The following is a 15,719-nucleotide window of genomic DNA, read 5'->3' as shown; positions in this document are numbered from 1 at the left end:
TCTCGGCGCGCAGGCGCTCACGCTGGCGTACGTGCGGCTTCGTCGGCGCGGCATGCGTGCAGCGGGCGGTATGGCAGGAGTGCTGCTCCTCCCTGCCCGGATGTGGTCCGCCCTCGGCCGCACCCCGAAGGACCGGCGCCCCCTGGTGCCGGTCTTCCCCCGCCACCCCTGGGGCGGGGGAGCCCAGAGCATTGCTCCCGACGGGAGCAATGCTCTGGGTACAACTTGCTGGGCTGTCGAGGCCGGTGGTCATGTGCTGCTGGGGGGTGGGGAGTTTGTGGATCGGGTCGTGCATGGATCGGTTCTCCGTGGGGTGCTGGTGCCGGGTGCTTGGCTGTGTGCGGCCCCCGTGGCCCCGTGCTCGGCTGCACGGGGTGCGCCGGGAGGACGGGGCCGGTGTATTTGCGGGGGTCAGACGGTGTCGGCGGGGGCGGCGGCTTCGTCGAGTGGCCCGGCCTTGATGCCGCCGTCCACGACTGGCTGGGTCTGGCCGGTGCGCTCGGCCTGCAGTTGGTTGCGCAGGAGGCGGGCGGGTTTCTGGCCGATCCGTAGCGTGGTGCGCAGACGCTCGGCGGTCAGCTGGTCGTCGCTCCAGTCGGCGGTCAGGAGCCGGGCTTCGTGGAGGACTTCGGCATCGGTGCGGTTGCGGTGGGCGGTCGGCTTGGCGGCGGCGGGGACCCGACCGGTCGCCCGACGCGGGGCCGATCCCGTCGACTCCGCCACGGCGGCCGACCGGGGTGTTCGAGCAGCAGAAGCGGGGGCCGCTGTGTCGGGCTCGGTCGGCCTCGTCGCGAGTGGCTCGGTGACCTTCATGGCGGTCGACTCGGTCGGCTGCCTAGGGTCTGGTTCGGCCTGGTCAGACCTCGACTGTGGGGCCTCCTCGCTGGCCGACTTGTCGGCTTGCGGGTCGCCCGACTGGTTGGCGGCCATTTCTACGGGGTCGGCCGACTCGAGGTTGTGGTGCAGCACCTTGGCCACGAGGTCCGATCCGAAGTAGATCGACCCGACCGGGAGCGAGGTCGCCAGCAGTACGAGGGCCCAGTTCGCGGGGTCCCAATCGGTCAGTCGGCCCCACTGGACCGACGTGGTGTGCAGGGCGGGAACGAGGCCGTGCACGTAGTTCAGCAGGAGGCTGGCGATGGTGTAGGCGGCCAAGACCCGCAGCGCGAACATGCGGTCGGTGCCGGTCAGGACGAGCGCGGAGACCAGCGCGAGGGCCATCAGCCCGTCGACCACGATCGGGTAGAGCAGGGCGGCGGTGGAGTCTGCGCCAATGGCGCGGGCCACGTCGGACAGCGCGTTCCACGAGACCCGGAAGGCCATGAGGACGACGGCCACCAAGCCGAGGACGAGGGCGATGCGTCCGCTGCGGTTCACGTGACGGCCCCCGGCGGGTGCGGCTGCTCGGCGGGCGCCGGCAGCACCGTCGCTTTGGTGAGGGTCTCGTCCTTGGCCGCCGGGGTGGGCGGGGAGCGGGGCGATGCCGGCGCGGATGCGGCGGTTGCCGTGTGTGGCTGCCGGGGTGCTCGGGGCAGGGGAGTGCAAGGTGGGGGGCTCCAGGGTGGGGAAGCGGGTCTTGTGTTGGGGTCGTTCACGGCGTTCACGCGGGGGGCGTTCACGCGAGCCCCCTTCTAAAGGGGGGCTCACGCGTGTACGCCTGGGTGCGTGTACGGCGTGTACGCCTCCGTGAACGTGTGACCTGCGGTTTTGTGGTGAGCGTGCACGCCTGGGGCGGGTTGTGGGCCTGTGCGTGCGGGAGTGGCGCGTGTACGACTGCGTGAACGCTCCGCAGGGGCCAGCGCGGGGGTTAGCCGACGGCGGTGAGGTGGCGGGCAGAGGGGTAGTAGCGGGCCTGCTGGCCGCCTCCGGTCCCTCCGGCGATGCCGTCGGCCTTCGTTGCCAGGCCACTGTCGACGAGCCGACTGAGGTGGCGTCGTGCCTTTTCGATGTCGGCGCGGTCGGGGTCGCCGCCGCCGATGAGGATGGTTGCCAGGTCGCGTGCGGACAGTCCGCCCGGGGCGTTGCGCAGCAGGACGGCGGGGTCCTTGTTGGGGTCGACGATGGTGGTGCCGCGCACGTGGTCGTGGGTGACGTCCAAGGGGCCGATCTCGCCGGTGGGGGTCTTGAGGTGGTGCAGGGTGACGGCGGGGTCGCCGGCCTTTCCGGTGACGAACAGGACACTGCCCGCGCCGGAGACGTACCAGGTGGAGCCGTAGACCTGGTCCAGGCTGGGGCGCTGGCCGCGCGGCGCGTCGGCGCTGGCCTTGCGCTGGTGGTGCAGCTCCATGATTTCCACGCCGCCGCGCAGGGCCCGGTTTCGGGCGTTGTGGAAGGCGACCGCGAGGCTGTCGTCGACCATCGTGCTGACCGCGTCCTTGAGGCTGTCGATCACGATGGTGTCGGCCTGGTGGGCGGCGGCGAGGTCGGCGAGGAGGTCGGGCTCCTTGTCGAGGGTGGCGGGCAGTGGGCCCTCCCAGACCACGAGCCGCTCCCGAAGGATCTTCTCGTCGGTCTGGAAGACGCGGCGGGCCATGGCCTTGGCGATCTGCTTGGGACGGTCCATCGCCAGGTACAGCACCCGTCGGCTGGGCGCGACGGGCATCTCCAGGACGGTCTCCTGCAACCCGAGGCGGGCGAAGACCACCTGATGGGCCAGCGTGGTCTTGCCGACACCCGGAGCGCCGACGATCATCAGGCTCTCGCCGGAGGCCCAGACGGTCTTCTCGCGCGTGCCCCACAAGGGCTCCGTGTCGGCGCCGGTCTCCTTGACGAACGACCATCCGTCTTTGGCGAAGCGGGACAGCCGCCCCTGCCCCGAGGCCAGTGCGCGCTCGCGTTCGGCGCGTACTTCCGCCTCGACCTCGCTGCGTATCGCCTCGGGATCCGCCCCGGGCTCCTGGGCCCGCTGGAGAGTGCGCACGGCGGAGGTCACCAGGCGGCGCAGCTCGGCCTTCTCGCGGACGATCTCCGCGTGGTGCTCCGCGCTGCCTGTGCCGTAGGGCGCGTCGGCGAGCTGGAACACGTAGGCGGGACCGCCGACCCGCTGCAGGTCGCCTTGCTGCTGGAGCAGCTCGGTAAGGACGATCGGGTCGGTGGGATTGTCCTCGCGGCGCTGGGCGAGGAGCGCGCGCCAGATCGTCTCGTGGGCGGGCCGGTAGAAGGCGTCGTCGCCGAGGATGGGCCGGACCGCGTCGATGACGTCGGCTTTGTGCATGCAGGCGCCGAGGACCGCGCGCTCGGCGTCGACGTTGAAGGGCAGATCCAGTGGCGAGGCGCCCTCGCTGAAGTGGGATGGCGTCTGGGGAGGCAGGGTCGTACCCTGGGGCATTGAGCTCCTCACCCGGCTGGCCATATGGGGCGGCAACCCCGGCCGGGCCGGTTCGATCGTTCAGGGATGGGCGGTTTCGAGGGTTCATGCTTTGCCCCCGGTGCTTCGCAGCATCGGGGGCTTTTCCATGTCCGTCTGCGTTCCCCGGCGTTCGGGGGTGGACAGACAGCATACCCAGGAGTTTCGATAATGCAATGACTTGCATTCGGCTCCGCAACGGTGTTCACTTCTGACCCTGGCCGCAGTGGACCCCCTGGGGTCACCCTGAAGGGAGGAGGTGGGTATGAGCAGCAAAGAGGGCACGGCACGCGCAGCGGGCCCGGACCGGCCTGTGCCCGAGGACTACGTAGCCGATCGCATCAAGCAGGAACGTGAGGCGCGCGGCTGGAGTACGGTCGCCCTGGCCGAGAAAATGGCCGAGGCCGGCCACCCGGTCAACCAGGCCGCGATCTGGCGCATCGAGAGCGGCAAGCCGCGACGCCGGGTCAATCTCGACGAGGCGCTCGGCTTCTGCCAGGTATTCGACCTCACCATGGACGAGCTGACCGCGCCGCCCATGAAACATGCCGACGCGGCGGTCCGCGGTCTTGTCCGCGAACGCATCGCCAAGAGGGCCGCGCTCGCGCGTGTGCAGCGTGACGCGCAGATCCTGGAACGCGAGCTCGACCACATTGAGTTCGAGCTGAAGCATTTCGCCAGCTACGGCGACGAGCAGAAGGCCGAACTCGAACAGCTGATGCGCCGCGAAGAAGACGCGTGGAAGCGCCAACACCCCTGAATGAGCGCGGGCCACGAGGCCGAGCACGCGGGTAGGCCCGCGACGTTCCGGCTATCGGCAGGACACGCCTCGGTGCCGCTAGCGCCGAGAAACGTGCACCCACGCCTTGCTGCATCAGCACTGCCCATCCCTGAACATCACCACCGGCCTGGTCCGCGAGGGTTGCCGCCCCTGTGACCGCGTGCGCCGGAGGAGGAGCACACCCTTGCCCCAGCACGCCCTGCCCCTTGCCCAGATCGCCCAGCTCCTCGACGTCCCAGAGGACTCGCTCCGCGCGCTAATAGCCGAACGCGGCAGCGACCAGGGCGACACCACCCTCGTCGGCCTCACCGTCGCCGAAGCCGCACGTCGCCTCGGCATCGGCCGCACCAAGCTGTACGAGTACGTCGCCTCAGGAGAGATCGTCTCCGTCAAGATCGGCAGCTTGCGCCGCATCCCAGCAGATGCGGTGAACGACTTCCTGGCCCGCCGCCTGTCGGCGAGCGACTTCGGGGCCGCCGCGTGACGCGAGCCTCCGTACCGAAGCCCCGCCAGCCCAACGGCGCCTCCACGATCTACCTCGGCAAGGACGGCAGATGGCACGGCCGCGTCACCGTCGGCGTCAAGGACGACGGCACGCCCGACCGGCGCCACGTCGGCCGTAAGACCCGTGCCGAGGTCACCAAGGTCGTCCGCGAGCTGGAGCGCCAACGCGACAAGGGCACGGTCCGCAAGGCGGGCCAGAGCTGGACGCTGGAGACCTGGCTCACCCACTGGGTCGAGAACATCGCCGCAGCCCATGCCTCCGAGAACACCATCGACGGCTACCGCGTCGCGGTGAACCACCACCTCATCCCCGGCCTCGGCGCCCACCGCCTGGAGAAGCTCCAACCCGAGCACCTGGAGCGCTTCTACAAGAAGATGCAGGACTCGGGCAGCGCCGCCGGCACCGCCCACCAAGTCCACCGCACCGTCCGCACGGCCCTCAACGAGGCGGTCCGCCGCGCCCACCTCACCGTCAATCCGGCAACGATCGCCAAGGCCCCGCGCCTGGAAGAGGAAGAGGTCGAGCCGTACACGGTCGAGGAGGTCCAGCGCCTACTCGCCGAGGCCGCCAAGCACCGCAACACTGCCCGCTGGGTCATCGCCCTGGCGCTCGGCCTTCGCCAGGGCGAGGTCCTGGGCATGCAGTGGGACGACGTGGACTTCGAGCTCGGCGTGATCCGCGTACGGCGTGGCCGGCTACGGCCCCGCTACAAGCACGGCTGCGGTGATCGCTGCGGTCACAAGCCCGGCTTTTGCCCCCAGAAGATCAACACCAGGCGAGAGACCAAGAGCGCGAAGTCCCGCGCCGGTCAGAGGCCCATCGGCGCTCCGGACGAGCTGATGGAACTCCTCCGCCGCCACAAGGAGGCGCAGGCCCGTGAGCGAGCCCTCGCCCGCGACCTGTGGACCGAGAAGGGCTACGTCTTCACCTCGCCGGTCGGCGAGCCCTTGAACCCCAACACCGACTACCACAAGTGGAAGGAGCTACTGAAGGCTGCCGAGGTCCGAGACGGCCGCCTCCACGACGCCCGCCACACCGCGGCCACCGTCCTGCTGATCCTCAGCGTCCCCGACGCGGTCGTCGATGCCATCATGGGCTGGGAGCCAGGCAAGTCCGCGCGGATGCGGCGTCGCTACCAGCACCTCACCAGCCGCGTCCTGAAGGACACCGCGGACAAGATCGGCGGCCTCCTGTGGGGCACGGACCAGGCGGAGGGAAGTGCCGCGCCGGAGGCAGGCCAGAGCCCCGTTCCCGCAGAGTTGGTGGTCCACGTCGCCCGTCTCGGCGAGCGGCGCGTGCCCTTCCTCCACCGCGAGCACGCCGACGAGGTCGTCGCACGCTGGAGCAAAGACTGGCCCGACCACACCGCCGAGGTCGAGGAATGGGACCGCTGGCGCTGGGAACACCAGAGCCCCGGCGTGGCGAGAGCCATCCGCGACTGCGTGCCTGAGCGGACCGTTGTCTTCCACGCCCGAGCCTTGTTCCTCCCAGGTGGGGAACGCGCGGCGACCGGACTCCCGGAACAGTGGTCAGTGCCAGCCTGGGACTTCGAGACCGAGCGCTACACCGACCAGGCCTCGGCCTGGCGCACGGCCCGGCGCCCCGGCACGGGCCAGGAAGTCGAGGCCCAGGTGCGGGGGACGGAGAAGGCTGCTGTGGAAGAAGCCTTCGCCGAAGCGTGTGCACAGGCTGTGGACCGAGCCCAGAACCCGGGGAAGTACGGTGACACCGACGAGTGGTGACCTTGGCGTGGCCGAACCGTCAAAGGTTCGGCCACACTCCACGTTCGGTCCCAGGCTCCCTGGCCTGGTCAGATGGCACTACTAGCGGGGCCTCACCGCCGAAACTCTGGAGGGTAACCCCGCTCTCCACAGTCCGGGCCTGAGCGAAGTTCGCCTGGGAGGGGCGCCTACTGTCCGAAGCCCTTCAGAAGCTCCCAGGAACTCTGGGCATCCTCGACGTCCCGCTCTCCTACGAGGAGGTACTGCCAGGTGATGTCGACATCGGGTGAGGAGTTTGCGGTGTTGGCCCACCTACGTGCTGCCCGACGTTTGCCGACTACCTCCTCGGAGGTCATGTCCTTGTCGGCCTTCGTCTCCACCAGCCAGCCGATGCGCTGGCCATCCACTTCTTCGATCACGACGAAGTCGGGATTGTAATTCCTTCCCTCAGACGTCCAGGTGATGGGCACGTCGTTGATATGCAGCCGTGCCCACACGGTTACGTTCTTCCCGCTGTCGATGGCGTTGGCTGCTTTGAACTCCGGCTCGGTGTCGAACCAGGCGTGGCTGTAGAGGTTCTTGGTCCAGCCGTTGAACGCAATCGTCTTGCTGAACGCACCATCAGCATGGCCGGCCACCTGGCGCTTGCGCGCAACGCGGGTCTTGCTCAGCGCGAGGATCTCTACGTCATCGGCGTAGGAGACCTGGGCCTGGGTCGTCGCTCGGAGGGTTCTGGAAACCTCGGTAGCGAGACGCTGGCCGCAGCGGTCGACGAAGGCGGAAAGGTGCTCGGTTGCCTTTTCGCCCATGGCCTTGATGAGGCGATCGACGATGCGCTCCGCAGCGCCGACCTCCAGTTGCCGGTTCGGAACACCCTTGACGGACATGACTCGCTGTACCAGCGAGTTCTGTGTGACCGAGAGAGGGATGTTGAGCGGCAGTGCGGAGACCACCGTGTCAGCCGCCGTTTCGGTGCCCACTATGACCGTGCGGCCGTCATGACTGGCAACGATCTTGGTTCGCTTCAGCTCATCAGAGTAGTCCGCGGTGAGTGCGCGGCCGAGTCGCTCGAACGGCCCGTAGTCGGTGATGTCGTTCAGGCTGACCGCGACGAACTGCGCCACTGAGATCAGCCGGGGGATCAAGATGGGATCCCGGTCAGGCAGAGGGTCGTACTGGATGGCCTCGGAAGTGCTGCTCGCGGCCTCTGCTGCCTGACGTGTACGGGTCTCCACGTCCACAACACCGGGCGGACTGAAAGCGGTCGGCGAAGAATTCACTGCGATGGCCCCCGAGGGCGAAGCCTCCTCGATACCCTGGCTATCGCCGCTTCCAGCTCCTGCCGGGTTGCTCCCGTGGGACACATTGGCGCCCCCAGTTCCTGCGGGGGCGCCAGCACCAGGCAGGCCGATGACATCCGCATCGCTCTCGACCGTCTTCTGGCGGACCACAGAGCTGCCGTCGGCAAGTCGTCGAACTTCGGCGTAGGTGCCGTAGTCGATGAACGCCTCGTTGAGGACCTTCCGCTTCGCGAGCAACTCGCCGTACTTCTCGTGGGCCAGGATTTCGAGCGTGTCGAGGATCTCGATGTTCGTGTACTCGCCGAACGGAAGACGCATGCCGCGGCCGAGGGTCTGCTCGGTCATGACCTCCGAGACCGACGCCCTCATAGAGGCGATCACGTAGACGTTCTTGACGTCCCAGCCTTCCTTCAACATGCCGACACTGATGATGATGCGGATCGGCGAGTCGGGGTCCTCAACGGCTTGGAGGTCAGCCAGCGCCTTCTCCTTGGCGTCACCAGCCAACTTCGAGTGGATCAGTAGCGTCTTCCCGATCCACGAACCACCATCGAAGGAGGCCGTATCGAGGACGTTCTGGAACTCTTCGGCCTCGTCGATGCTCTGGGCGATGACCAACATGACCGGGTTGACCCGGGGCAGGTCGTTCTCGTCGCAATGGGCGTCAGCGGCCTGACCCTTGTAGCGGAGCAGGTTGACGCCGTCGAGGAGCTTCGTCTCGATGTCGGAGCGGTCGTCGCGGCGAGCCACCATCACGGGGGTCTTCACGAGCCGGTCGGCGATCGCTGCAGCCAATGGGTAGCGGAACGCGACGAGGGACTCGTCCGCTCTCACCGGTGTGGCCGTCATGCCGACCACGAGCTGCGGGTTCAGGTCCCGAATGGTCCGAGAGAACGCCGGCCCGCGATAGCAGTGGTGTTCGTCCGCCATGATCACGAGGTCGTCGAGCTGTGCGAGATAGTCGTAGAAGGAGGAACCGAGGTTCTCCAGGGGGACGTGCGTGGCCCGGCCCTCGCCCGTGGCAGAGGTGAGCGCCTGGACGGTGAAGATGTAGAGCTTGGTGACCGTCGGGTCGTCGATCGCGGTCCTGGTGGCCGGTGTGTTGAAGTTGTCCGCCGTGATGACGTAGGGAGCGGACCTAAGCATGCGTCGCAGCGATTTCGGGTTGCCGGCGGAGAAGTTGAGGACCGACTTGTCCCGGATCGTCCTGCCGGGTGCCAACAGCAGGAAGTTCCGAGCTGGAGTCTCGGCCCCCGCCAGATACTCCATCAGACCGGCCATGACATAGGTCTTGCCGACGCCGGTAGCCGAATCCACGATGCACTCGTATGGTTCGGTCTTTTCCTGTACGTCGTAGTGGTCCGAGGTGCGGAGCAACACCGACTCGATCGCCTTGCGGTTCGGCTCACGCAAGGTGAGTCGGTGGGCCACCTGGTCCAGGAGCTCAGGCTGGAACTGCAACACGCCCATCAGGCGTTCTCCCTCTCGGTTGCGGCGGCAGCGGGTTCAGCCGAATCGTCTGCGTCTCGGGGCGATGGCATCGAACGCCCCACACCGAACGGCGACTTGCGGGCCGACTTGCGACGGTAGTTGTCCAGGACCTTATCGGGGATCAGTTCGAGCCGAGAGCCGCTGCGGGCCTCCTTCAGGGCTTCGACTGCGCCGTCCTGGATCTGGGTCGCCCATACCTCGACCATCTCCCCTTCAGCGAGCCTGTCGACGATCGAGGCCACCGTGCCCGGGCCGACCATGCCGTCGATGACGACGTACCTGGCGCGCCCCTGCTTGCCGGCGAAGATTCCGTCCGGCTTGTAGGGGACGGATAGCTGGGCGCACATGACTTCAGCCAGGGCGCTCTGGGTGGCCCAGTCGGCCAGAAGGACCATCCCGGACATCTCGACGAACATGGACTCGCCGACCTGGAGGTGGGTGAAGCCTCCGCCCCCGTGCCAGTTATGCGTCGTGACGTCCTTGGTCTTGGTGGCTGCCTTGAGAGCCTTGACCGTGGCGGCATCTAGATCCGTGTCGACGGCCTTGGTCACCTTGTTGAGGAGCCGGTTGAACTCCTGAGCCTCTTCAGGGGTCATCCCGCTGGGCAGTCCGGTCTCCTCGTCCTCGCCGTCGTCCACCGCTGAGACTCGCTCGGTGATGGTGGTGATACCCCCGGGGTCCTGTCCATTGACTACCTTGGCGAGTCGAGGCGCCGTGAACCGCGCTACGGTGTCGGGCAGAAGCTCGCTGGTAACCCATCGACGCCCCATCTTGTGGGCGACGGCCGCGGTGGTGCCCGATCCGGCGAAGCAGTCCAGGACGATATCGCCGGGTTTCGATGCGATGTGGATGATGCGGGCCAGCAAGCGCTCCGGCTTCGGCGTCGCAAAAGGATGTTCGTCGGGGAAGAGAGCCTTGATCTCGATCTTCCCGCGAAGGCTCCCTCCGACCTCGCTTCCCAGCCAGAGCGTCTCGGGCACTCGGCCGTTGTCCTCCAGGTGCTTCTTGCGCTGGATGCGTTCCCGGAGTCCGAGCATGACGATGTCGGGCCAGTGGCCGGCGTCGTAGCGGGCGCGAGCGTGCTTGGCAGCCTCTTCGACGGAAACGGACAGCATGATCGCCGGTACACCGGCCTTGACCTTCGCCGGTGTCGTCCCGCAGATACGTGCGCGCTCCGCTTCGTCGCTGATGTCACGCAACTCGTAGGGCGCGTATTCCGACATCTGCTCCAGCATCCACGACTGTGCCTTACCCCAGCAGCGGCCCGCGCCTGGGTACATCAGGCCGCCGGTGACGGGGTGCTGGATCGCGTACACCATCGGCTGGTGCGTAGCCGCCCCGCTCGCAGTCGCATCCCCGTCACGCCACGGCACGGAGTCCCCGTCACGCTGCTGGTAGCGGCTCGTATTCGAGGCCGCGAGCCTGGGCATTCTGTTCGGAACCCAGGCATCGCTCTTGCGGTAGACCAGGATTGTGTCCTGCGAGGTCGAAAGCAGTTTGGAGTCGTTCCGGGGCGAGTCCGCCTTCTGCCAGGCGACCTCGGCGACGAAGTTGTTCTCCCCAAGCTCCTCGTCGAGGACGACGCGGCACCGGTGCGACTCCATGTGGTCGAGGTGCACCCACACGGATGCGTCATCCGCGAGCAGCGGCCTGATCTGGCGGATCCGGTCCCGTAGGAGGGTGAGCCAGATCGAGTGCGTGATGTTGTCTTCGTAGTGAGCGAACGCCTGGCCGGTGTTGAAGGGTGGGTCGATGTAGACCAGCTTGACCTTCCCGGCGTACTTCTCGGAGTACGCCGGGATCTTGGCGAGCGCGTCCAGCGCATGCATCGCGTCGCCAGTGATCAGAAGGTTGTCGGTGGTCGGCTGAGGGAGTTCCTCCGGCCGGCTGGCAGGCGTCGGTGCCTCGACTCGCTCACGCTCGTGGAGGAGACGTACCTCCGAGACCCGGTAGTCCGTCGGGTCGACGAATGTGTAGTCGTACCTGCCGTCCCCGGTCGACAAGAGCGTCTTGTCCTTGTCGGTCCAGGTCAGTTCGAGACGGCCCTGGTGTCGGGGTGTCGAGTTCGAGGCCATGCGGCGATCCCTTGCGGTGTGGAGATGACGGTGTCCATCTTGTCGGAGTCCCGACGGAGACGACGGCGAACGACGACACTGACCAGGTGCTGCCTGCTCTAGCCGTTCCTTCCGGATGATCGCGCGACCTCCGGGCCTGCTGCCCACTGTGAAGGCGAGGCAACTGAGACCAGAACTGAGACCACACACGTCGAAGGGCCCCACCGCAAGCGGTGGGGCCCTTCGACATCGTGCCCGGTGAGGCACTGGCGGAGGATACGAGATTCGAACTCGTGAGGGGTTGCCCCCAACACGCTTTCCAAGCGTGCGCCCTAGGCCACTAGGCGAATCCTCCGCGGCAAACAATACAAGACGTTGAGGGGTGCTCGCGAACGTGATCGTTCCGGGAGGGCCGGCTCGGGGCCGGCCGGAGGTAGCGCCGGGGTCGGGCTCGATTCCGGGGGCTTTCATCCGCTAGGGTGGGGCCAGCCCCTCACGTGGCGCTATCTCACCCAACTCCCCCAGGGCCGGAAGGCAGCAAGGGTAAGTGGGCTCTGGCGGGTGCGTGGGGGGCGCTTTGCGTTCCGGGGGAGACCGGGGGTCCCGGCGGGCCGCTGTTGTCGGTGGGCCCGGATAACCTCGTATACGTGTCGTCCCTTGCGCTGTACCGCCGCTATCGCCCCGAGTCGTTCGCCGAGGTCATCGGTCAGGAGCATGTCACTGCACCGCTGATGCAGGCCCTGCGGAACAACCGGGTCAATCACGCGTACCTGTTCAGCGGGCCGCGCGGATGCGGCAAGACGACCAGCGCGCGCATCCTGGCCCGCTGCCTGAACTGTGAGCAGGGTCCCACTCCGACCCCCTGCGGCACGTGCCAGTCCTGCCTCGACCTGGCGCGCAACGGCCCGGGGTCCATCGACGTCATCGAGATCGACGCCGCATCGCACGGCGGCGTGGACGACGCCCGTGACCTGCGGGAGAAGGCCTTCTTCGGGCCCGCCTCCAGTCGCTACAAGATCTACATCATCGACGAGGCCCACATGGTCACCTCGGCGGGCTTCAACGCCCTGCTGAAGGTAGTCGAGGAGCCGCCGGAGCACCTCAAGTTCATCTTCGCCACCACCGAGCCGGAGAAGGTGATCGGAACCATCCGGTCCCGGACCCACCACTACCCCTTCCGCCTCGTGCCCCCCGGCACCCTCCGGGACTACCTGGGCGAGGTCTGCGGGCGGGAGGGCGCCCGCGTCGAGGACGGCGTGCTGCCCCTCGTCGTGCGGGCCGGCGCCGGGTCCGTGCGTGACTCCATGTCCGTCATGGACCAGCTGCTCGCCGGCGCCGCCGACGACGGTGTGACGTACGCCATGGCCACCTCGCTGCTCGGTTACACGGAGGGGTCGCTGCTCGACGCCGTCGTGGACGCCTTCGCCTCCGGGGACGGGGCCGCCGCCTTCGAGGTCGTCGACCGGGTCGTGGAGGGCGGGAACGACCCTCGCCGGTTCGTCGCCGACCTGCTGGAGCGCCTCCGGGACCTGGTCATCCTGGCGGCCGTGCCCGATGCCGGGGAGAAGGGGCTGATCGACGCCCCCGCCGATGTGGTGGAGCGGATGCAGGCCCAGGCGTCCGTCTTCGGCGCCGCCGAGCTGTCCAGGGCCGCCGATCTCGTCAACACCGGCCTCACCGAGATGCGCGGCGCGACCTCGCCGCGGCTCCAGCTGGAGCTGATCTGCGCCCGCGTGCTGCTGCCCTCCGCGTTCGACGACGAGCGGTCCTTCCAGGCCCGCCTCGACCGGTTGGAGCGCAACGGGGCCGCCGCCTTCGCCGCCGCGCCCGCCATGGGATACGTGCCCGGGCCCGAGGCGCACGCCATGGCGCCCGCCGGTCCCGCCGGAGGCGTCGCCGCAGCCCGTGCCGCCGCGCAGGCCGCGGCCCCGGCGGCGGCCGCTCCCGATCCGGTACGGGCTCCCGCGTCCCAGGAGGCACCCGCCGCCGCGGCGCCCCCGGCCGTCGCACCCGCGCCCGCCGCGTCCGCGTCCTCCCCTGCCCCCGCGTCCGCCCCCGCGCCCGCGGCTCCGGCTCCCGCAGGGCCCGCGCCCGGTGCGTGGCCCGGAGCCGCGCAGCCCGGCGGCGGGGCCCCGGGGGCCTGGCCGGGAGCCGCTGCCGCTGCCTCCTCCGCGGCACCCGCGCCCGCACCCGCCCCTGCCCCTGCCCCCGCCCACGCACCCGCCGCCGGCGCCTGGCCCAGCGCGGCCTCCCCCGGCCGGGGAGCCCCGGCCGCGGCGCCCGCCCCCGGCCCGGCCGCCCCCGCTCCTGCCTCCTCCGCGCCCGCCGCCGCCCCCTCGCCCGGCATGGCCGCCGGCGCCGGGCAGGTCCAGGCGATGTGGCCCGGGGTCCTGGAGGCCGTCAAGAACCGCCGTCGCTTCACCTGGATCCTGCTGAGCCAGAACGCCCAGGTCACCGGTTTCGACGGAACGACCCTCCAGCTCGGCTTCCCCAACGCCGGCGCCCGCGACAACTTCGCCAGCAGCGGCAGCGAGGACGTGCTCAAGGCAGTCCTGGCCGAGCAGTTCCAGGTCAACTGGAAGATCGAGGCCGTGGTGGGCGGTGGCGGCGGCCCCGCCCCGGCCCCCTCCCCGTACGGCGCGGCCCCCTCCCCGTACGGAGCCCCCTCCGCGCCCGCCCCCGCCCACGGCTCGCCGCCCCCGGCGCCGTCCGCCCCCTCCCCGCAGTACCAGCCGCCGCAGCAGTCCCAGCAGTCCCAGCAGTCGGCTTCCGCACAGCATCCCCCCGTGCAGCAGGCGCCCCCGCCGGTCGCTCCGGAGGACGACGTCCCCGGGGAGGACGATCCCGACCTCGTCGACAGTGCCCTGACCGGACACGACCTGATCGTGCGCGAGCTCGGGGCCACCGTTGTGGAGGAATACACGAACGAGTAGCGGATCCCGATTGGGTGGCCGCACGAAGCCGGCCGCGCCGTCCCGGCTAGGCTGAGCAGCGTGAAGGTCCTCGTCATCGGCGGCGGCGCCCGCGAACACGCCCTGTGCCGCTCTCTGTCCCTCGACCCCGACGTCAACGCGCTCTACTGCGCTCCCGGCAACGCCGGCATCGCCGAGGTGGCCGAACTGCGCCCGGTCGATGCCCTCAACGGCACGGCCGTGGCCCGGCTCGCCGCCGAACTCGGCGTCGACCTGGTCGTCGTCGGCCCGGAGGCCCCGCTCGTCGCCGGTGTCGCCGACAGCGTCCGCGCCGCCGGCATCCCCTGCTTCGGCCCGTCCGGCGCGGCGGCCCAGCTGGAGGGCTCCAAGGCCTTCGCCAAGGACGTGATGGCGGCGGCCGGCGTCCCCACGGCCCGCAGCTACCTGTGCACCACCCCGGAAGAGGTGGACGAGGCACTCGACGCCTTCGGCGCCCCGTACGTGGTCAAGGACGACGGCCTCGCCGCAGGCAAGGGCGTCGTGGTCACCGAGGACCGGGCCGCCGCCCGCGCCCACGCGCTGAGCTGCGACCGCGTCGTCATCGAGGAGTACCTCGACGGCCCCGAGGTCTCCCTCTTCGCCATCACCGACGGCGTCACCGTCCTCCCGCTCCAGCCCGCCCAGGACTTCAAGCGCGCCCTGGACGGCGACGAGGGCCCCAACACCGGCGGCATGGGCGCCTACTCCCCGCTGCCCTGGGCCGACCCGAAGCTGGTCGACGAGGTCATGGGGAGCGTGCTCCAGCCCACCGTCGACGAGATGCGCCGCCGCGGCACCCTCTTCTCCGGACTGCTCTACGCCGGCCTCGCGATCACCGGGCGCGGCGTGCGGGTCATCGAGTTCAACGCCCGCTTCGGCGACCCGGAGACCCAGGTGGTCCTGGCCCGGCTGCGCACCCCGCTCGCGAGCGTGCTGCTGAACGCCGCCAACGGCACGCTGGACACCGAGCCCCCGCTCAGCTGGCGCGACGAGGCGGCCGTCACGGTGGTCATCGCCTCGCACAACTACCCCGGGACCCCGCGTACCGGGGACGCCATCGAGGGCCTGGCCGAGGTGGCCGCCGAGGACGCACCCGACGCGTACGTGCTGCACGCCGGGACCCGCGCCGAGGGCGACGCGGTCGTCAGCGCGGGAGGCCGCGTGCTGTCGGTGACGGCGACCGGTTCCGATCTGGCGCAGGCCCGCGAGAAGGCGTATAAGGCCGTCGGGCGCATCCGGCTGGACGGCTCCCAGCACCGTACGGACATCGCGGCCAAGGCGGCCGAACGCCCCTGAGCTGCGGCTGGAGCGACCCGCGGGCCGGATGTGCACGAGGTGCGCACCCGGCCCGCGGGCGTGTTCGCGTGCGACTGCATCCGGCCTCGTTCGAACGCACCCAGCTTTACCCAAAGCCATTCCATCGGGTGATGGTCCTCCGGTCCGCCTGACTGCCGGGCGAACCCCCAACTAGGGTGCGGCGCAAGCATTCCGGCACTTGGCCCACCGGCATTGCGATGTCGGTGGCGGGTGTCACAGTGGGGGAATGAGCAAAGCCGCCGCAGGGCAGAG

9 protein-coding genes, 1 tRNA gene and 1 other RNA gene are annotated in these 15,719 nt (G+C 69.3%); 6 read left to right on the top strand and 5 right to left on the bottom strand.

Going from position 1 to position 15,719, the window contains the following annotated elements; genetic code table 11:
• Positions 1–411 precede the first annotated feature (411 nt).
• Positions 412–1,377: a DUF2637 domain-containing protein gene (locus AMK16_RS17635; protein WP_079191563.1), complete on the bottom strand. Its 966-nt coding sequence runs from the start codon at positions 1,375–1,377 to the stop codon at positions 412–414.
• Positions 1,378–1,807: 430 nt separating this feature from the next.
• A complete protein-coding gene (locus tag AMK16_RS17625; protein WP_073916452.1) occupies positions 1,808–3,328 on the bottom strand; it encodes a DnaB-like helicase N-terminal domain-containing protein in 1,521 nt (506 codons plus the stop codon).
• A 283-nt stretch (positions 3,329–3,611) separates the two neighbouring features.
• On the opposite strand from AMK16_RS17625, the gene AMK16_RS17620 reads away from it, so the two are divergent.
• The 3 genes from AMK16_RS17620 (at position 3,612) to AMK16_RS17610 (ending at position 6,374) form a co-directional block, all read left to right on the top strand.
• A complete protein-coding gene (locus AMK16_RS17620; RefSeq protein ID WP_073916448.1) occupies positions 3,612–4,106 on the top strand; it encodes a helix-turn-helix transcriptional regulator in 495 nt (164 codons plus the stop codon).
• Between the two features lie 205 nt (positions 4,107–4,311).
• Positions 4,312–4,611: a helix-turn-helix domain-containing protein gene (locus AMK16_RS17615; protein ID WP_073916445.1), complete on the top strand. Its 300-nt coding sequence runs from the start codon at positions 4,312–4,314 to the stop codon at positions 4,609–4,611.
• Positions 4,608–6,374 (top strand): tyrosine-type recombinase/integrase, encoded by a 1,767-nt coding sequence (locus AMK16_RS17610; RefSeq protein WP_073916441.1) that lies wholly within the window; start codon positions 4,608–4,610, stop codon positions 6,372–6,374. Before AMK16_RS17615 ends, AMK16_RS17610 begins: the two co-directional genes overlap by 4 nt.
• 167 nt (positions 6,375–6,541) lie before the next feature.
• Here AMK16_RS17610 and AMK16_RS17605 read toward each other — a convergent pair whose 3' ends face one another.
• From AMK16_RS17605 to AMK16_RS17595, 3 genes are all read right to left on the bottom strand, one after another.
• Complete coding sequence (locus AMK16_RS17605; protein WP_073916438.1) at positions 6,542–9,124, bottom strand: DEAD/DEAH box helicase family protein; 2,583 nt, start codon at positions 9,122–9,124, stop codon at positions 6,542–6,544.
• Positions 9,124–11,220, bottom strand: coding sequence for a site-specific DNA-methyltransferase (locus AMK16_RS17600; protein ID WP_073916434.1), 2,097 nt, complete (start codon positions 11,218–11,220; stop codon positions 9,124–9,126). Before AMK16_RS17600 ends, AMK16_RS17605 begins: the two co-directional genes overlap by 1 nt.
• 246 nt (positions 11,221–11,466) lie before the next feature.
• Positions 11,467–11,554, bottom strand: a tRNA-Ser gene (locus AMK16_RS17595).
• 129 nt (positions 11,555–11,683) lie between these two features.
• Between AMK16_RS17595 and ffs the strand changes: the two genes are divergently transcribed.
• The 3 genes from ffs to purD all read left to right on the top strand — a co-directional run bounded on the left by ffs (position 11,684) and on the right by purD (position 15,446).
• Positions 11,684–11,782: signal recognition particle sRNA small type (gene ffs / locus AMK16_RS17590), an RNA gene on the top strand.
• Positions 11,783–11,846: 64 nt separating this feature from the next.
• Complete coding sequence (locus AMK16_RS17585; RefSeq protein WP_073916431.1) at positions 11,847–14,132, top strand: DNA polymerase III subunit gamma and tau; 2,286 nt, start codon at positions 11,847–11,849, stop codon at positions 14,130–14,132.
• A gap of 60 nt (positions 14,133–14,192) precedes the next feature.
• Positions 14,193–15,446: a phosphoribosylamine--glycine ligase gene (gene purD, locus AMK16_RS17580; RefSeq protein ID WP_073916426.1), complete on the top strand. Its 1,254-nt coding sequence runs from the start codon at positions 14,193–14,195 to the stop codon at positions 15,444–15,446.
• Positions 15,447–15,719 lie beyond the last annotated feature (273 nt).

It is taken from the genome of Streptomyces sp. CB00455 (assembly GCF_001905445.1).
Classification (GTDB): domain Bacteria; phylum Actinomycetota; class Actinomycetes; order Streptomycetales; family Streptomycetaceae; genus Streptomyces.
The sequence above is the reverse complement of the archived record's forward strand: the minus strand, read 5'-3'. Positions and strand labels throughout refer to the sequence as shown.